Below are 18,241 nucleotides of genomic sequence, written 5' to 3'. Positions count from 1 at the left end.
TGACAATCAACTGTCGGTTTTCGCCCTTTTGAGATTTGGATTTTGTAATTTAAGATTTTTTTGAGATTTGTTATTTGTAGTTTGCTATTTAAGATTTGTTGCTTGCGATTTGTCATTTCCTCTTTATCTATATTGGGTTCATTGCCAAATAGAGCCACAAGGAGAAAAACGTGTATCTGGTCACGGCAGATGAAATACAGCGGATGGATCGCGCCACCATCGAATCGTTTGGTATTCCGGGCCGCGTGTTGATGGAAAATGCCGGCCGGGGAGCAACGGCTTTTTTTTTGGAAACGGTCCACCGCAATCACCCCAGTGCCGTAGGCATTGTTGCAGGCCGGGGTAACAACGGCGGAGACGGGTTCGTCATGGCTCGTTATCTTCACCAGAAAGGCATCCGGGCGACGGTGTTCCTGCTCTCGGAAAAAGACCGGGTCAAAGGGGATGCCGCTGCCAACCTGAAACTGTTGGACACCATGGGGGTGCCGGTGGTGGAATTGGCCGATGCTGCGGCTTTTGAATCCCGCAAGCCGCTGATGCGCCGCCAGCACACCTGGATCGATGCAATCCTGGGTACGGGCCTCTCATCGGAGGTAAAAGGGTATTTCAGAACGGTTATCGATTTCATTAACCGCCAGGCCCGGCCTGTCTTTGCCGTGGATATCGCCTCCGGTCTCAATTCAGACACCGGGCGGGTCTGTGGTGCCTGTATCCAGGCCGCTGCCACGGCCACCTTTGGTTTTGCCAAGGTCGGCCACCTGTGCTATCCGGGACGAACCCTCACCGGTCAATTGAAAATCATCGAAATCGGTATCCCGCCACACCTCGCCGCCAAGATAGGCTGCCGGCAGCACCTCATCACGCCCGGGGCCCTGAAGAACGAAATCCCTCAGCGATCGGCAACGGCCCACAAAGGCCACACCGGCCACCTGTTGATCCTGGCCGGTTCTCCCGGGAAAACCGGGGCCGCCGCCTTGACCGCCGCGGCTGCCATGCGCGCGGGAGCGGGTTTGGTGACCCTGGGGACACCCAAGTCGCTCGACCCGGTGCTGGAATCCATGGTCACGGAAGCCATGACCGTCGGAATGCCCGAAACGGCGGACGGTGTTCTGGATGAATCCGCCCACGAATCCGTCATTTCGCTGATGGAGGGGAAACGCTGTCTGGCCATGGGACCGGGGTTGGGAACTCACGGATCGACGGGCAGGTTGGTGGGCCGATTGATCGAAGAAAGCCCTGTTCCCATGGTTATCGATGCGGACGGCCTTAACCTGATTGCAGCGCAACCATCCGTGCTTTCAAAGCGACGATCGCCTATCGTGCTCACACCCCACCCCGGAGAGATGGCCAGGCTCAGCGGCCATTCAACAGCAGCGATTCAAGATGACCGCATCGGCCATGCACGCGCCTTTGCCGAACGGCATCAGGTGCATCTCGTGCTCAAAGGAGCCGCCACGGTGGTAGCCCGGCCGGACGGGACCGTTTTCGTCAATGCCACCGGCAATCCGGGTATGGCCGCCGGCGGGATGGGAGATGTGCTCACCGGTCTGATTGCCGGCTTGATAACCCAGGGAATGGAGCCCTGCGCTGCCGCCCAAACCGGGGTGTATCTGCACGGATTGGCAGCTGACCGGATGGCCCAAAAAAAAGCGCCGGTCGGCTATCTGGCCACGGAAGTCATCGATACCCTTCCAGAGACGATGGCTGAACTTCTCACCGGCGGGGACCATCTTCTCTGGCCCAAAATGGACCCTCTGTTCCGCCATATGGACACTATCGGCAAATGAACGTCAATCCCTCCTGCCCACATCACCAAGATGCCCGTGAGTTCGAGACCCATGCACACGGTCAAACCGCCGCCTTGGGCCGGGCCATGGGCCGACGGATGGATCACGGCCTCGTCCTGTTGCTGTTCGGCGATCTGGGCAGTGGAAAAACGGCATTTGCCCAAGGAATTGCCCGCGGGTTGGACGTTCCATCATCCTTTACGGTTACCAGCCCCACGTATACCCTGGTCAACGAATACCCCGGCAGGCTGCCTTTTTACCATGTGGACCTTTACCGCCTTCCAACACCGGTGGATCCGGATGAAATCGGGTTGCTGGACCTTTTGGACGAAGACGGCGTCGTCGCCATCGAATGGGCCCAGCGGCTCCATCCGGCAGACCGACCCGCCCGCCGGTTGGAGCTGTTTTTCACCGTCACCGGCGAAACCGCCCGGTCGATCCGCATAATTGCATATGGACTTGACCCATCGGATCTGATAAATGACATCGGCGTTTGCTCACTACGCTAAAGGTGGAAGCTTATGGCATTGATCGTTCAAAAATTCGGCGGCACATCGGTAGCCGACACCCAGCGAATCCGACACGTCGCCACCCGTGTGCTCAAAACCCATGAACGGGGAAACGATGTGGTGGTCATCCTGTCCGCCATGGCCGGGATGACCGACCGCCTGATTGGCCTGGCCAACGAAGCCACCGAAAGCCCGGACCGGCGTGAACTGGATGTACTGCTGGCCACCGGTGAACAGACCACCGCGGCACTGTTGGCCATGATGCTCAAGGGCATGGGGCACAAGGCCCAGAGTCTGCTTGGACACCAGGCCGAAGTGGTTACCGACTGCGAATACGGCAATGCCCGTATCCTTGAAATCGGGACTGATCGGATCAAACGCCTGCTGGCCGACCAGAACATCGTCGTGGTGGCCGGCTTTCAGGGGACAGACATCAAGGGCAACATCACCACGTTGGGCCGCGGGGGGTCGGATACCTCGGCGGTGGCCATTTCGGCAGCCTTGAAAGCCGACGTTTGTGAGATCTATACGGATGTGGACGGCATCTACACGGCAGATCCGAACATCTGCCCGCGGGCGAGAAAAATCAAAGAGATCTCCTACGATGAGATGCTGAACATGGCCAGCCTCGGTGCCAAGGTTCTGCAGATCCGTTCGGTGGGGTTCGCCAAGAAGTACAATATCCCCGTGCATGTCCGATCATCATTTTCAGAGGAGGAAGGCACCATGGTTGTTCAGGAAGATTCCGTAATGGAGCAGCTGGTTGTTTCCGGAGTAACCCATGATCTGAACCAGGCGCGCATTACCCTTAAGAAAGTTCCGGACCAGCCGGGGATCGCGGCCAAGATATTCTCACCCATCTCCGAGGCCGGGATTCTGGTGGACATGATCATCCAGAACACCCGTGCCACCGGTCAAACGGATCTGACCTTCACCGTGCCCACGGCGGATTATAAGCGGGCCATGGAGATGCAGCAGCGGCTGGCGGAAAAAATCGGGACGGAGGAGGTGTTTGGCGACCCCCATATTGCCAAGGTGTCCGTCATTGGTGTGGGGATGAAAAACCATTCCGGTGTGGCTTCGCTGATGTTCAACGCCCTGGCCCGGGAAAACATCAACATCATCATGATCAGCACATCCGAGATACGCATCTCCTGCATCATCGAGGAAAAGTACACCGAACTGGCCGTCAGGGTCCTGCATACAGCCTTCGGGCTGGACAGAGAAGATTGACGGATTCGTAAAAAACCCGATATCTGCGTTACGCTTCATCCCCCATCACTGCGGCGTACCGTAAGTACGCCTCATTCCTTAAGGATTCGCAAGCCTTGATCTCGGGCTTTTTACGAATCCGTCGGAAATGCGACTTTTGCGAGGTCATCAAGATTAAAAGCATCTCTGAAACCCGAACAACAGCGATGGGATGAAGCACTTCTCACCCGGGCAAATCCGTTTCGTTATCGTGACCTGTGCCGTGGTTCTCGCCCTGACCCTGTGGCGCTATTTTTCTGCTTAGTCTGAGGACTGCCAGCCTGGACGCACACCAGCTGCTGTTCATCCAGAAATGGTAGCTTGCGGTCCAGATCAAGGCCGCAGGGTTTTGGAAACCGCAGGCGTAGCAGCGCTACGTCGAGGATTTCCAAAACACGAGAACACAGAGCTGGGCTGCAAGATGACATTTATGGGTGGACAGTCAATGCTCCCTGAATCTCTGCTGTTATATCCCGTGCAGCTTCCCGGGGATCAGCGGCATCCCGTATGGGTCTGCCGATAACCAGATAATCCGATCCCCGTCGAACCGCCATAGCCGGGGTGACAACCCGGGACTGGTCGTCCGCGGTGACCCCACCGTCAACCGGCCGGATGCCGGGCGTCACCGCCTGGAAACCATCGCCAAGGGCTGTCTTGATGCTATGGACTTCCTGGCCGGAACAGACAATTCCGGCGCAACCGGCGTCCCGGGCCATGGCCGCTTTTTTCATCACCAACTGCTGCAGATCCCTTGAATAGCGCTCCCGGTAGCCTGCCTCGGCCAATTCAGCAGGAGAAGTACTGGTCAGCACGGTGACCCCCAGCACATTGACCCGTCCGCCGGCCCCTTTCACGGCAGCCTCCAGCATCGTCCGGCTCTCGCCGCAGTGGACCGTTGCGAAGTAAACACCCAACTCGGCCACCTGGGCCATGGCCCGTTGGACGGTTGCCGGGATATCGTGAAGTTTTAGATCCAGAAAAACCCTGGCCGGGCCCACCTGTTGAATCCAGCGCACCAGCTCAGGGCCCGACCGGATAAACAGTTCCAGACCGACCTTGAACATGCCCACATCGTTGGCAAGCAGGTGGACCAGCGACTTGGCTTGCGAGGAACTGGGCACATCAAGGGGAAAGACAATATAATCTTTGGCTGTTTTCATCCTTATTTCCTTATGCTGACCCGCGTTACAGGATTGCCGGTGGCGGCATGGCAGTCGTTCATTACCTCAAAATCGCCAATCGTTAAAGGTATTGTTGACCTATCCTTCAAAAGCAGGCGAAACAACGCCGGCGAGAATCGGAGAAAATCCGGTCATCGTGCTCCCGGGGCTGCCTTTCGTCGGTGTCATGTGCCGTTGACACACCACAGTCAACTGTGCCATTTTCACGATACGTTTTTTGGCTGAATCGCTTGAAAATGTCACCATCACCCCCTTATGGAGGCCTTCGGGTGGTCAACTTGCTCAAGAAAATTCCTTATGCCGTCCTGATACCGTTGACGGTGTTCATGTTGCTGGCGCCGTTCAAACCCATGCCCCATGTCCTGGAAAAGCTGATCATGCTCAAGGAAGGAACCCTTTCCCGACCCATCGACATCTTCGATCTGATCTATCACCTGGCTCCGCTGGTGATTTTGATCGGCAAGGTGCGGGTGCATAAACGGGACAAGGGAGAAGGACGCAATGGATAACATCTGCATCGTTCTCGTGGAGCCCCAGGGACCGATCAATGTAGGATCGGTGTGCCGCTGCATGATGAATTTCGGTTGCTCAACCCTTCGTCTGGTAAACCCCTGCCCTGATTACCGATCACTGGACGCGCGGCGGATGGCACTCAAGGCTGAATCGATTTTAACCCATGCGCCGGTTTTCCAAACCCTGAAACAGGCGTTGGCCGATTGTCACCTGGCCTTCGGCACCACCCGCCGCTTCGGTAAATATCGTGAGGATTTTTTAAACCCGGAGCAAGCTGCCGGCCATGCACTGTCCCAATCACCCGGCAGCCGGGTGGCCTTCGTATTCGGCCGCGAGGATCGGGGCCTTCACACCAGCGAACTGGACCTGTGCCAGTTTTTCATAACGATTCCCACCCACAGCGCCTATCCTTCCATGAACCTGTCGCATGCGGTCTCTCTGTTGCTTTACGAACTTCGCAAAGGGGCCAAGGATGGTGCAAGGATCTGCAATGAGGCCCCAGTAACGGCGCAGGCCGCCGATGTGGAAAACATGTTCCAGCATATGCGCCGGACACTGCTGGAGGCCGAGTACCTGGACCCCCAGAACCCGGACCATGTCCTGCGGACGTTTCGGCGACTGTTCGGCCGCAACGGTCTCAATGACCGGGAGGTGCGCGTCCTTCAGGGTTTATGGAGCCGGATTGACTGGATCGAAGGGGAACGGAAGCGGCTGTCTGGAAGAAAGTAAAAGATGAAAGAATCAATTGAATATGTGTTGCGGATTGCATAATATTAAGATGCGTGGATATGAAAATTGCAGTGACAAAGTACTCGACAACCCAACAACGCGTGGAAAAACCACAAATGCCCATATCCCACTTCAGGAGGATAAGACATGCAAATTCATGGTATTAAAGAAGAGGCCCACCGGCTTTTGGATAGCTTACCCGACAGTGCCACCTGGGATGACATAATGTATCGAATCTATGTACGACAAGCCATCGAGGCAGGGTTAAAGGATAGTGATCATGGACGAACGGTGGATGTAAAGGAAGTACGTAAACGGTTCGGATTGCCGGTATGAGAGTTCACTGGACCAACAACGCCATTGAGCACCTAACCAACATCTACGAATACATTGGGCTAAACTCACCCACCTATGCCAAAAAGATGGTGGACCGGATCACTCGTCGTTCAGTTCAAATAGTCGACCAGCCGTATTCAGGCCGTAAGGTTCCCGAATATCAAGCCGAAGATATACGTGAGTTGATTGAGCTCCCATACCGTATAATCTACCGCATCAAAATGGATCAAATCGACGTGCTGGCCGTTATCCACGGTGCCCGGTTGATGCCTGATGAGATTTGATACAACAATATCGACCGGATCATCGTATTGGCCCGCAAATCCCGAGAATACCGCTATCGCGGGTGCCGGAGGCAGCGTGCCCGTTGTACTCCGCAATGACGAGGCATGAAGCGTAACGCAGATATTTATCCGCCTCCGGCGGATCGGATTTTATACGAAACCGTCAATTACGCCAGTTTGAAGGCCACCACCACCAGTCCCACTACAATGCTGACCATAAAGAAAAAGGTCTCGTTGTTGCGCATGGCGTCCACCAGGGTTCCCCCGGTGCGTTTCACTTCGGAGTAGGCGGACAAAAAGGCCAGGCCCATGATCAGCCAGAAAACCAGAACGGTCAGTATCAGGGTTTGGGTATTCATCCAGAATGTCTCCTGGCAAGTAAACGGTTAAATAGATCCCGTATGTACTGCCAAAGGGGGTCGCTTGTCAAAATGAAAAAACGGAACCCCCCGCCCATCCGGCTTCCCCATCCACCCGCACCATGGGCATGCCCGGGCTAACCCCTCGACAGAATCTTTTCCAACGCGGCTGACAGGCCGGCACTGGCATCGTCGGCCGGGACCAGGTCGATGTCTGACGTGGAGCGGACACCGATTCCCAGTTCGGCGGCCCGTTTGATCTGGCGCAATTCGAAGATGCCCGGCTCCATGACGGCGGGATTGCTGCCCAGATGTTTGAGCATGGCCACACCGACGGCATCCACTGCCACCCGGTCCGTGGCCGCCAGCATCACGTTGCCCTTGATCCGTTTTCCGGTTGCGGGGCCACCGTCGACGAACGTGTCGATCCCGTCCATCACAATCAGGGCGGGAGAAAAAGGGGCGTTGATCTCGGCGATCATCTCCTGTTGATAGGGCGAACCGTGCAGTTCCTGCATATAGGCGAACCCGTTGCGAAAAGCCGGCACCACACCCACATGCAGTTTGAGTGAAAGGGTGATGACCCCGCCGAACTGGTGGGTTTTCAGGCATCCGGTGGACACCAGGCATTCGGCTTCCAGGATCGGCCGGGCGACACGGAAGCCGTCGTTCCAGTGGGTGTCGGCCGGCCGGCACAGCACCCAGTCTCCGGGTGCCAGGTCGTCGAAGTCGATCACCTGAACCTGGCGCTCCTCCAGAAGCGCACCAACCCCTTTTTGTTGCATGACCTGGTGGGTCGGCGTGTAGCTTCGTTCTCCCAAGCGGATCGAAGCGGCCCCCATCTCCCAGAGCTGGTCGACCAGCGCCGTCAACGTGTCGTTATGGGTCGACCCTGGTGCCGGATCGGCCGTATTGAAATTGGGCTTGACCAACACCGCCTTGTTTTTCACCGGGTTTTCCGCCAATGCGGCAAGCGCACCGCGAACCCCTGCCCTGCGTTCCTCCGTCTGCATAACCGACACCCGAGCCATTGTTTTACCTCCTTTTATAAACAAGTATAACCCAATGGACCGTCAACTGAAAACCCTCAATTTGATTTACCTGTGCCGGGAACTGGATGTGGATATAATTCGGGCCGTGGAGAGAAAACGGATTAAAAAGGGTAGCCGTTCACGAGTTTAAAAGGTTCAGGGGTGAGAGGTTGAGAGGTTCGGGGTTCAAAGGTTCGAGGTAAGGAGGTTCAGGGTTCAAAGGTCCAGAGGTTTTTAACCTTGAACGCGGAACCCAGAACGCAGAACCCAGCGTCGCAGAACATAATAGCTGGTAAGCTGATAAGCTCAAAGCTGAAACTCAGAACCCTGAACCCGGAACTCAGAACCCAGAACCACGTCCTTCACCGGACGACTTCTTCTATGCTGACCCCCTCGGGGAGGATACCCTGAGCACGTGTCAACTCCTGAATGGTGGTGTTGTAGTCGGCAACTGCACGTGCAAAACTGCGGCTGGTCATGGCAAGCAGGTCCTGGGCACGCAGAAGCTCTTCATTGGTTGTCTGACCGATATCGAATCGGGTGAATTCACCTTCAACCACTTTTTCTGCGGCCGCCTTGGCCAACCGGTTGGCTTCAATCTCCCCTCTGGCTGTCACCAGACGATGCAGAACCTGCTTGACGTCCAGTTTGATCTCGTCTTTTACGCGCTTGAGTTGGGCATTGGCCTGCAAGCGACCCAACGATTTCTTGCGATACTGGGACTTGGCAGAGCGATTGCCGAATGCCCATTCAAATTGTAGGCCCACTTCCCAGGCATCATCCTCATTGATCGACACATCGCTCCACGCGCTATCATGATCAGTGCCGTATCCACTGACACTGTAACGCCCATACGCATCGAGCGTCGGCAGCCGTTGGTGTGCGGCAAGCTTTTCGTCAACCTCGCGGATCATCAACTCCTGTTGGGCTTTGATGATCTCCGGGCGGTTGCTGAGCGCTGTTTCGATCGCTTCGGTTTCGTCCGGATCCACAGGCGTCGTCCGGGGCAAATCAATCGGGAGGACCTCGGCATCCGAATCGATTGAAAATTCTCGCCAGTTCAGGAGCAGCTTGAGTCGATCCATGGCCAGCTTATATTCCTCCTGGGATCTCAACAAGGTGCTGCGCCTGACCTGGGCATTGCTGCTGGCGCGTGCCACATCCAATTGTTGGGACAGGCCCCTGGCGTATCGCTCGGATTCACGGCGGTGCACCTCCTCGGCCATATCTAAATTTACCCGATTGATATCGATCAGTTCCTTGAAAAGAAATAGTTTCCAATAGACCGTTGCAACGCTGGTGGTAACGTCGATCACTTTCCGGCGGAAATCGGCGGCAGAGATGTTCGCCCGGTAATTGGCTATTTTAATCGCCGTCTGTTCCTTTTTACTGCCGATGTTATTTAACAGTGGCTGCTGCAGTTCGACGGTTGGCGCAACGATGTTCTTGTAGGTTCTTGGGAAGGTGGCATTGTTTAGATCCGCATATCGCGTTTCAAGAAATGTCGAGAGGGTCCCGCCGGTTTTCAACGGTTTTCGAATGCCCGCCTGCACACGCCCGTCATCTTCGGTGACGATATCGATTACACTGGAGTCAAGATTGGGGTCGCGGCGAAAGGTCGAGCCGGCAAACAGCAGCGTGTCGTATACCGATTCTTCGCTTTCCAATTGCGCCTGTGCCTGTTTTGGATCATAAGCGGCGACGCTGATATCCCGGTTGCCCTCCAGGCTGAAGCGGATGGCATCCATCAGCGTCAGCCTGACGGCCGTCGATTCCGAACCTGGGGTGTCGGCGCCCGATCCCGTCTGCACCATGCTTGCACCGACCGGCGTTTGCTCAGATTCCTGGAGCGGCGCGGTCCGCCCTTTCTCTTCACGGTTGGGGTCAGCCGATAAAAAACCGCTGTCCTGAGGGGTGACAGAGTAGAAGATGTCCTTTTCCGCCAACATTTTCCGCAGCAGGTAGGCCTTGACGACACGCTGCTGAATTAGATTTTCGGCAGATTGCTGCGCCTCTTTTTGGGCTGGGTATCTGCCGACATAAACACGGTACCACATCCCCTTTTTGCCGGTGTCCTCGTACCGGTAAAAGGGATCGTAACCCTTTTCACGCAGCCTCGACACCTCATTTTCAGCCGTAGACAATTCAGGAAAGGCGCCCACCTGAATCGAAAACCAACTCTCCAACGGCTGGTGGGATGGACTGCCACCGGCATCGCTTGTGGGTCCGGATACCGGTTCTTTCCCGCTGACTGCGGCAGGCAGAATGATCATGAGTGAAAAAACAACTGAAAAACATAATGTTAACGCATTTCGTGTGGCCGCCATGTGTTCAATCCCCTTCGTTTATAGGTCATTGGCCGCAAATCCCAGGTGTTGATCCAGCCAATGGTCTGCGGAAAGAACATCCCTGCGCCTGCGAAAGGATGCCCGTTCGGCGCGTCTCTGTAAAACCCCGATCATATGCCGCCAGAATGCCGATGAGATCTCACGGCCTTGTTGACAATGGAATCGCCGCAATGCAGCGGCTATGATCGGCGTATTTTTTTGAATCAATTCGTCTTCCAGGCTGACAAAGACCTGGGTGCTTCCCGGATCGCCCTGTCTGGCGCAGCGCCCCGACAGCTGCCGGTCGATTCGCCGTGCGGAAAACCGTTCGGTGGCGATGACATGCAACCCGCCCAGTTCGGCAACGCCCGGACCCAATTGAATGTCCGTTCCTCGCCCCGCCATGTTGGTTGAAACGGTAATTCGCCCTTCTTGGCCGGCATCGGCGATAATCTGGGCTTCAGATGCATGCTGCACCGCATTGAGCAAGCGATGGTCGATGCCTTCGGAATTCAGACGGCGGCTGAGGTGTTCGCTTTCCTGGATGCTGCCGGTTCCGATCAGAATCGGACGCCCGGTGCGATGAACGGTGCAAATGTCTGCGATCACGGCCTGCCATTTTTCAGCGGCAGTGGTGAAGACCCGGTCAGGCATGACCGCCCGCCTGCACGGACGATGGGTGGGGATGGGAATCACCGGCATCCGATAGATCGCCCACAACTCCGCTTTCGCTTCAGCGACCGTGCCCGACATGCCCGACAGCTTGCGATACAGACGAAAAAACCGTTGGAAACTGATTCTGGCAAAGGTATCTTTGGGCAGATTGATCGGGACCCCCTCCTTGGCTTCGACAGCCTGGTGGAGACCGTCACGCCAGGTCCGGTCCGGCATGAGTCTTCCCGTGAATTCGTCGACAATGACCACCTTGTCGTTGTCAAGGACATAGTGCTTGTCGCGAACGTACACCGCGTTGGCGACAAGTGCCTGCAGGACCAGCTCTTCCCGCCTTCTGGCGCCCTGCCACAGCCCTCCCAGGGTCTCGGCCAGTTCTGCCAGGTGCTGCTTACCCGATGGGGTCAGGCTGACGGTGGGTTGATCGCGGGCAACACGATAGTCGTTTGACGGGTCGAGTCCGGCGGCCAATCGGGCGGCCTGTTCATAGGCCTGGATCTGTGCCTGGTTGGGCCCATCGCCGGAAATCAGCAGCGGGGTTGATGCGTCATCGATAAAGACCGAATCCGCTTCGTCCACAATCGCGTGCGCCAACCCTCGTTGAACCAGCCGCCCGATTCGATCCGCTCCGCCGCCGACCATCTTGGACAGGATCAACGCCGGCAATCCCCTGACACTGGCGTTGATCAGCCGGTCGCGCAGAAAGTCGGCAGCGACTTCCTTGTTGGTGCAATAGGTGACATGCGCGTCGTATGCCTGTTTGCGCTCGAGCGGAGCCATGTCCGGGGTGATGCACCCCACCGTCAGGCCGCAGAAACCATAGATGGCCTGCATCAACTCGGCGTCCCTTTTGGCCAGGTAATCGTTGGCCGTGACCACGTGACAACCGCGCCCCCGCCAGCCGGCAAGGACGGCAGGCATCGTGGCAACCAGGGTCTTTCCCTCGCCGGTGGCCATCTCGGCAACACAGCCTGCATTCAATGCCAGGGCAGCAGCCACCTGCTCCAGGTACGGTCTCAGGCCGACCGTTCGCGCGGCCACCTCGCGCAGGATGGTGAACGCGTGATGGCAATCCGCATTGGTGTCGCGGCCAAGCAGGAATCGATGGCTCAACGCTGCTGCGAAATCACGCAGCTTGCGATCGGAGACGTCCCGATAGACCTTCTCCCTGTCGATGATACGGTCGGCCTGTTGCAAAAAATGCGTGGCACTGCGCGATAATCGCCCGGCCAGCCCCGTCGCCTGGAGCCACAGCCGGTCCAGCCCGCGGGGCAGCGGTTCGACCATCGGCGGTTGCGAAAGCATGCGCCATTGAGCGCTGAGGATGCTGTCCATATCAGGCTCGGCTCCTTGTTTGAAAAAGCTGCAGCAGCGTTCGCCAACCCTGTACGAAAAGGGGTTTGGGTGAGGTATCGAATCGCAGGGCCATGGTCTGCCCGGGGCGCAGCACTACCGATGCCGAGGCAATTGGTGCAACCAGTATCTCAAAAAACGGGTCCGCCGCGCGTCTTCCGCTGGAATCCTCCTGGTCGATGCGTGTCGCGCCCCCGGCGGCATAACCCAGTGCCGCCGAAGGCAGCTGCTCCTGTCCGGCCGGAATAATTTGTTGGATGCGGCCGGTGAGTTCGAGGTCCGGCCGGTTTTTGACCCTGATATCCACACGTGTGCGGGCAGCCTCGATGATGCGCGACGCCACCTGCTGACTGGCAATGGCCCGGATTCGCAGGCGATCGAGATCGACGACGACCCCGATGCGCTGACCCTGGTCCAGACGCATGGCAACGAGCCGATCGGCATCGGGGGCGACCCAAACCCCCGTAATGGGGGATCGCAGCACCAGGTTCTCCAGATTCCGGCGTGTACGCGCAATCTGCTCATCGAGGGCCGCAATCTTTTCATCCATGATCTGGGCACCGGCGGCGTCTTGGATCTGGGCCGCCTGTCGACTGAGCTGGAGCCGGTGATTGTCGGCCATCAATTGATCCCGTTTGGATTCCAGTTCAGGACTGGTTGCGGCAATCAAGGTCGGCCCCTCCGGGCCTGTCCGGGCACCTGATTCGAGAACCTTGCCAACGAAGCCGGTCGTTTTCATGTGAATCACCGAATAATCGACGGGCTCGACAACCCCCTCGATCCGGCATCGATCCGGCATCTTGACCCATCCGATGGCAATGAAGAGAACACCGGCAGCCAAGGCACTGGTGACCCCTGCGCGTGCCCGATGCCGCGCCAGCTCAGGACTGGTGGTCAGGTAACGAAACAGGTGAACCAAAGGCAACAGCCCCCAGCGAAACATCAGGGCTGCAGCCAGCAGGGTCCCGATCATAACGAACCGGTTCAACAGCATCAGGGCGATGGCGCCCATAATGAACATCCGGACAACCGTCGACGCGATGGCGTAAAACACCAGCCATCCCCTCTCCCCTGAAGTATGGCCTGGGTCCGCCGCCTGGTCCAGACCCCACACATATCGTTTCACCAGGTAATTGACGTATAATTTCGACCGGGATTCGAGATTGGGAATTTCCAGCAGGTCCAGCAGGATGTAGTAGGCATCATATCGCAGGAAAGGATTCCCGTTGAAGGCCAGGGAGGATACGCTGGCAATCAGCATGATGTTGTATGCAATGGCATGCACCGCGGACCCATCGGCCGTCTGTGTCCAGAGGACAGCGGCAAAGGCGGCGATGGCCAATTCGGCAAGCATCCCGCTGGCGCCGACGATGATGCGGTGCCATTTGTCACGAAGGGCCCAGGCGCTCGACGCATCCACGAAGGGCAGCGGCGTGAAGAAAAGCAGGGTCAGGCCCATCTGGTGGACCTCACCGCCGGCGCCGGACCGTCGTCCGAAATGTTTACATGAAAACGCATGGCCCATTTCGTGAAACAGCTTTACGATCAGGATGGCAGCATATAAAAGGGGCAGATTCTCGGGGTTGAGGACGTCTTGCGCCTTTGCCGCCAATGTGCCGAAGTGACTGGTGATTGACCACAGACCGGCCAACAGGATGGCCACCCAGACAACCAGGCCTGTTTTTGAGAACACATGGCCAACCAGACCCACCCACCTGTCCAGGAAGCGGTCAGGATCCCACAGGGGAATGCGAATGAAAAAAAGATTCCCGAAGGCGCTGCGCACATCCCGCCAGACCCGTTTTCGGTGTCGTTTGAAGAGTGCTTCCGCATCCGGTGCCAGGTTTCCCTGCAACAGGTTGGAATCGTGCAGTTGGCAGAGCAGCTGGATCACTTCACCTTGCGTCGGTGCGCCATCGCCAAAGCGTTCCATGCAGATCTGCCATACCTGACCCACTGTGCGCCGGCCGTCCAGCATGGCGGCAAAATGGTAAGCCGCCTCACTCAGACGAAAGAATCGCACTCCGACCGGGTCCTGCAGAACAAACCATCGCACACCGCGAAAGTGTTGACGCTGAACGTTCACCGCGCCGTGCAGTCGCGGGGTCAATTCCGAAACCCGGTACCAGGACTCACTGAATGTGGGACGGTCAATGCTCACCGGGCGCCTCGCTCATATCCACAGTTTCATTCGCAGCCAATTGACAAGACGATGGGTCGCCATCCACAGATAGGTCTTTTTACCCGCAGATATCCTGGCTTCGCCCTCCATGCCGGGCCGCATCCATTCGAGCTGTTCGATAATGCGGGCACGAACCCTGAACACATTCTGGTGATCGACCACCTCGGCAATGGGGTGGATTCGTTCGATGACGAAGCCGACTTTCTGATCGGGATGTCCGGCAGAGGCCATCGTCCCGGCCTGGCCGTCAACCACGTCAGCGATCGACGTTTCCGGGACGAAGAGTTCGGCTCTCAGTGAATCGATGCTGGCGATCTCGAAAATGATCTCGCCGGCCTCGACCGGCGCCCCGATTTGCTGTTTACGATCTTCCGAAATCACCCATCCGTTGATCGGGGCCACCAGGTCGGCTTGTTCGACGTTCCTTTCGATCATTCGGATCTGGGCGGCCAATTTTTCACTTTGCGATGCGGCGATGTGTGCGTCCACGGTTTTCCGATCACGCATTGATGCCGTCATCTGTTTCTGATAACCCAGTTGTTCCGCTTTGAGGGCAGCCAATTTCAGACGGAGTTCGGCGGTTTCCAGGGTTCCCAGAATTGTCTTCCCCCCCTCGACCCGGTCCCCCGGCTCCACCAGCACACTTTTGGAAAAGGTATCGAATGGTGCCACAACCACCTGCTGATGTTGCGCCTTCAAGGCAAACGTGGTGTTGATGCGGTAATCGCCTTTCAGGGTCGCCAGCAAAATTCCCGTCAGGAATATCAGGGCGGCTGCGAGCTTTATCCAGGTGTGCTCATGACCCAGCAGCAGCCCCATGTGTACGCGTGCCTCGGACGCCATGCGTGCACCGAACCACCGGTCGTGTCGATGAAGGTCCAACAGCCGGGGGGCGCATAGATCAGCGGTCAATCGGATGGTCTCGATCTCCTCCAGACGATCGAAGGGTTGATCGGTTTGACGTTCCAGCGTTACCACGGCCGCCACATCCCCTGCCTGACGAATCGGTAGACTCAACACGGCCGATGGGCCATGCTGTTCTGAAAGTCGGGCGGCCGCGCGGCTGGCAACGACGGCCGGTTCCGCTGCGGGGTGGATGATCTCCAAATCCTGGTCATGACATTCCTCCATGGCCGATTCGATGGCCTGAACCACCTGCATCTCCCGGCTGAACGTGTCGGTGTGGCTCATGGCCCGCACCTGCACACAGCGACCCTCGAGAAATCCGATACTGACCCGCGTGCAACCAAGCCATGCGGCTATTTCGTTGCACAATGTCATGGCGGCTTCCAGAAACCGCGAGGGTCGATTGATCGCATCCAGCACCTCCAGAACACGCCGCAGGCGATTCATGCTCTCAAGATGCATGTTCGCGGTCAGCTGCAGTTCATGGTGGTCGAACAGCAAAGGGGTCGCTTCCAGACGGGCATGACTCAGTAACAGCTCATGGGGGCGTTTCACCCGGATTCGAAAGGCGGCCGCGGCCCGGACACCGCCCTGGTTCTCGATGGGGATAACCATCAGATACTGCTGGGATTGGCCGTCCCCTGTCGATGCGGCATCCTGGCGTACGGTTATCGTCCGGCCGCTTTCGATGGCTTTGCGAAAGGGTTTGTCAGCCTTGCCGATCCACTCAGGCAGGCTGCTAGGGTTATCCGGTGGGGGGTATGCGGCCAGAACCTCTGACCGGCCCGTTGGGCCTGATCTCAGGATGGCGGCGGCATCCGCGTGGGTCTGTTGGCACTGGGCAGCCAGCAACGCCTCTAAAAACCGGCCCGGCGTTTCCTCCAGCGCAAGCAATTGGGCGATGGCCTTGGCGCTGGAAAACCCGCTGGTCTTCGGGTCCTCCGCTGGTATGCGTTTGCGTGTGCCACCCATAAATCATTGCATTCCGTCAACCTTGATTTTGTCTGCCTGCATTCGGTGCCGCGGGCCGATACTGCGGCGTCCGCACGCGGGAGACCATGGAACCGGGTTATTGGCTGTCCAATTGGGCCATGGTGTTGTCGTCTTCAGTCTTTGTAAAAGCCACGGCAACCCGCTCGCCGGCCGGACGTTTAAGCGGATTGGGCACTTCGATCCGAATCCGCAGGGTTTCGCTGGCCGCATCTGCCACGGCCGAGATGTTGATGATGCGTCCGTTGGGCGTTGCCTCGTCAGTGGCACCGGGAAAAGTGATCCAGACATCCTGATCCACCGTTAGGTTGAGGGCCTGGGCCATGGGCACCGGCACATCAATCCAGAGCGGATCGTTTTGGACGATCCGGATCACCGGCCCTAACGTCCCGATGGATTCTCCCACCTCGACGTTGACCTCTTCGACAAGCCCGGCAATCGGCGCGGCCAGTCGCATGCGCACCAATTGGCTGCTCGCATGATCGTAGCGCTGCCGATACTGCTGCTGCTCAAGGATGGCCGATTGAAGGGACAGCTCGGCGATGCGGACGTTGAGGAATAAATGTTCAACTTCCCAGACGCTGGCCGCACCTTTTGCCCTGGCCTGCTCCAGTTTTTTAAGATCCACCTGCTTCTGGGCCAACTCCGCTTTGGCGGCATTGATTTTGGTTCGATCTTCCGAAAGCATTTTCAACTGCTTGCATTGGATTTTCTCGGGCTCATCGTAAAGGTGAACAAGCAGTTGGTCCTTTTCGACCGTCGTGCCGGGTTCGACCTGAACATCGCTGACCCGGCCCGCCACGACAAAAGAGAGCGTGATGTCGGCATTGGGGGCCGTGATGCCCTGCAACGTCTCTGCACGGCTCAATACAGGCATGCCCGTCATCAGGCCGATGAGAACGGCCGAAAAAACAAAAGATCTGTATCTGGTAATCATCGCAGGTCCTTTCATACTCATAATACCCTCTTCGGTTCACCGTTTTCGGGCGATGATCATTGGTAACAATTGGCTCCCAACGACTACAGCAAATCAGATGCCAACACGAAAAACAACGTTATACAGAATATATTCATAAGGTTATATTCATCAAGCGTCTAACGGTTTTACTTAACGCCACTAATTTGACGCCTGCGGTTCACTTATTCATTTGGAACTGACAGGGTCCAACGCACCTGTGTTCCTATCGAATAACGCTTTAACGTCTGCCGCACTGAGGACCACTGTCTGTCAACAAGCCAGCGCTATCCATCAGCGGAAGGGAGCATCTCCAGCAGTTGATCGGGCGGCAGCGGCCGGCTGAAGAGAAATCCCTGGTATAGGTCACAGGCTCCCTTTTTCAGAAAATTCAGCTGTTCATCCGTCTCCACGCCTTCGGCGACCGTCGTCAAGTTCAGGCTGCGCGATAGATAAATCATTGTAGAGACAAGTGCGCTGCTTTTTGCGTCTTCGAAAAGATCGATAAAAAAATAGCGATCGATTTTAAGTTCGTCCAAGGGCAGTTTTTTCAGATAACTCAACGAAGCATATCCGGTTCCAAAATCATCGAGTGCCAATTTGATGCCTTGTTCCTTCAGGCGATTCATGGATTCGATTTTTCGATCGATATCGTCTAAAAACATATTCTCAGTGACCTCGAGGGTCAGCAATTGCGGGGAAATACCGCTATTTTTGACAATCTGTTTGAAAACATCGGGCATCTGCTTGTTCTCAAATTGAACCGGAGATAAATTGACGGCCATACCGATGGGCGCTTTGCCGGCCTGCTGCCAGACTGACAACTGCCTGCAGGCCTCGCCCATCACCCATTGCCCGATGGGGACGATGAGGCCG

General features: G+C 56.9%; 16 protein-coding genes. 7 read left to right on the top strand and 9 right to left on the bottom strand.

The features are described from left to right. The first annotated feature begins 170 nt into the window (after window positions 1–170). Genes QNK41_RS03075 through QNK41_RS03065 form a run of 3 tightly spaced genes read left to right on the top strand, consistent with a single transcriptional unit; the run spans window position 171 to window position 3,529 of the window. A complete protein-coding gene (locus QNK41_RS03075) occupies window positions 171–1,787 on the top strand; it encodes an NAD(P)H-hydrate dehydratase (RefSeq protein ID WP_319253637.1) in 1,617 nt (538 codons plus the stop codon). Continuing rightward, window positions 1,784–2,296 carry a tRNA (adenosine(37)-N6)-threonylcarbamoyltransferase complex ATPase subunit type 1 TsaE gene (gene tsaE / locus QNK41_RS03070; protein WP_319253635.1) on the top strand — a complete coding sequence of 171 codons (513 nt, stop codon included), beginning with the start codon at window positions 1,784–1,786 and terminating at the stop codon, window positions 2,294–2,296. The genes QNK41_RS03075 and tsaE overlap by 4 nt, the downstream gene beginning before the upstream one ends. A 12-nt stretch (window positions 2,297–2,308) precedes the next feature. Further along, window positions 2,309–3,529: an aspartate kinase gene (locus tag QNK41_RS03065; protein ID WP_319253633.1), complete on the top strand. Its 1,221-nt coding sequence runs from the start codon at window positions 2,309–2,311 to the stop codon at window positions 3,527–3,529. A gap of 446 nt (window positions 3,530–3,975) precedes the next feature. On the opposite strand, the gene pyrF is transcribed toward QNK41_RS03065, so the two are convergent. After that, the gene (gene pyrF / locus QNK41_RS03060) at window positions 3,976–4,707 is read right to left on the bottom strand and encodes an orotidine-5'-phosphate decarboxylase (protein ID WP_319253630.1); all 732 of its coding nucleotides are present in this window, start codon (window positions 4,705–4,707) and stop codon (window positions 3,976–3,978) included. A 290-nt stretch (window positions 4,708–4,997) separates the two neighbouring features. Between pyrF and QNK41_RS03055 the strand changes: the two genes are divergently transcribed. The 4 genes from QNK41_RS03055 (at window position 4,998) to QNK41_RS03040 (ending at window position 6,590) form a co-directional block, all read left to right on the top strand. After that, window positions 4,998–5,237: a hypothetical protein gene (locus tag QNK41_RS03055; protein ID WP_319253628.1), complete on the top strand. Its 240-nt coding sequence runs from the start codon at window positions 4,998–5,000 to the stop codon at window positions 5,235–5,237. After that, complete coding sequence (locus tag QNK41_RS03050) at window positions 5,230–5,970, top strand: RNA methyltransferase (RefSeq protein WP_319253626.1); 741 nt, start codon at window positions 5,230–5,232, stop codon at window positions 5,968–5,970. The genes QNK41_RS03055 and QNK41_RS03050 overlap by 8 nt, the downstream gene beginning before the upstream one ends. A 147-nt stretch (window positions 5,971–6,117) precedes the next feature. Then, complete coding sequence (locus QNK41_RS03045) at window positions 6,118–6,306, top strand: hypothetical protein (protein ID WP_319253624.1); 189 nt, start codon at window positions 6,118–6,120, stop codon at window positions 6,304–6,306. Further along, the gene (locus tag QNK41_RS03040) at window positions 6,303–6,590 is read left to right on the top strand and encodes a type II toxin-antitoxin system RelE/ParE family toxin (protein WP_319253622.1); all 288 of its coding nucleotides are present in this window, start codon (window positions 6,303–6,305) and stop codon (window positions 6,588–6,590) included. Before QNK41_RS03045 ends, QNK41_RS03040 begins: the two co-directional genes overlap by 4 nt. Before the next feature lie 167 nt (window positions 6,591–6,757). Here QNK41_RS03040 and QNK41_RS03035 read toward each other — a convergent pair whose 3' ends face one another. The 8 genes from QNK41_RS03035 to QNK41_RS03000 all read right to left on the bottom strand — a co-directional run. Continuing rightward, the gene (locus tag QNK41_RS03035) at window positions 6,758–6,949 is read right to left on the bottom strand and encodes a hypothetical protein (protein ID WP_319253620.1); all 192 of its coding nucleotides are present in this window, start codon (window positions 6,947–6,949) and stop codon (window positions 6,758–6,760) included. 137 nt (window positions 6,950–7,086) lie between these two features. Beyond that, window positions 7,087–7,980, bottom strand: a complete 894-nt coding sequence (locus tag QNK41_RS03030; RefSeq protein ID WP_319253618.1) for a DUF362 domain-containing protein — start codon at window positions 7,978–7,980, stop codon at window positions 7,087–7,089. A 362-nt stretch (window positions 7,981–8,342) separates the two neighbouring features. Next, window positions 8,343–10,307 (bottom strand): TolC family protein, encoded by a 1,965-nt coding sequence (locus tag QNK41_RS03025; RefSeq protein WP_319253616.1) that lies wholly within the window; start codon window positions 10,305–10,307, stop codon window positions 8,343–8,345. An 18-nt stretch (window positions 10,308–10,325) separates the two neighbouring features. Then, window positions 10,326–12,314 carry a prepilin peptidase gene (locus QNK41_RS03020; RefSeq protein ID WP_319253614.1) on the bottom strand — a complete coding sequence of 663 codons (1,989 nt, stop codon included), beginning with the start codon at window positions 12,312–12,314 and terminating at the stop codon, window positions 10,326–10,328. A gap of 1 nt (window position 12,315) precedes the next feature. After that, window positions 12,316–14,493 carry an HlyD family efflux transporter periplasmic adaptor subunit gene (locus QNK41_RS03015; RefSeq protein WP_319253611.1) on the bottom strand — a complete coding sequence of 726 codons (2,178 nt, stop codon included), beginning with the start codon at window positions 14,491–14,493 and terminating at the stop codon, window positions 12,316–12,318. 12 nt (window positions 14,494–14,505) lie between these two features. After that, complete coding sequence (locus QNK41_RS03010) at window positions 14,506–16,392, bottom strand: HlyD family efflux transporter periplasmic adaptor subunit (protein WP_319253609.1); 1,887 nt, start codon at window positions 16,390–16,392, stop codon at window positions 14,506–14,508. 97 nt (window positions 16,393–16,489) lie between these two features. Beyond that, complete coding sequence (locus QNK41_RS03005; RefSeq protein ID WP_319253607.1) at window positions 16,490–17,347, bottom strand: efflux RND transporter periplasmic adaptor subunit; 858 nt, start codon at window positions 17,345–17,347, stop codon at window positions 16,490–16,492. 305 nt (window positions 17,348–17,652) lie between these two features. Next, a partial coding sequence (locus tag QNK41_RS03000; RefSeq protein ID WP_319253605.1) for an EAL domain-containing protein occupies window positions 17,653–18,241 on the bottom strand: 589 nt, incomplete at its 5' end.

It is taken from the genome of Desulfosarcina sp., assembly GCF_033791525.1.
Lineage (GTDB): Bacteria > Desulfobacterota > Desulfobacteria > Desulfobacterales > Desulfosarcinaceae > Desulfosarcina.
The sequence above is the reverse complement of the archived record's forward strand: the minus strand, read 5'-3'. Positions and strand labels throughout refer to the sequence as shown.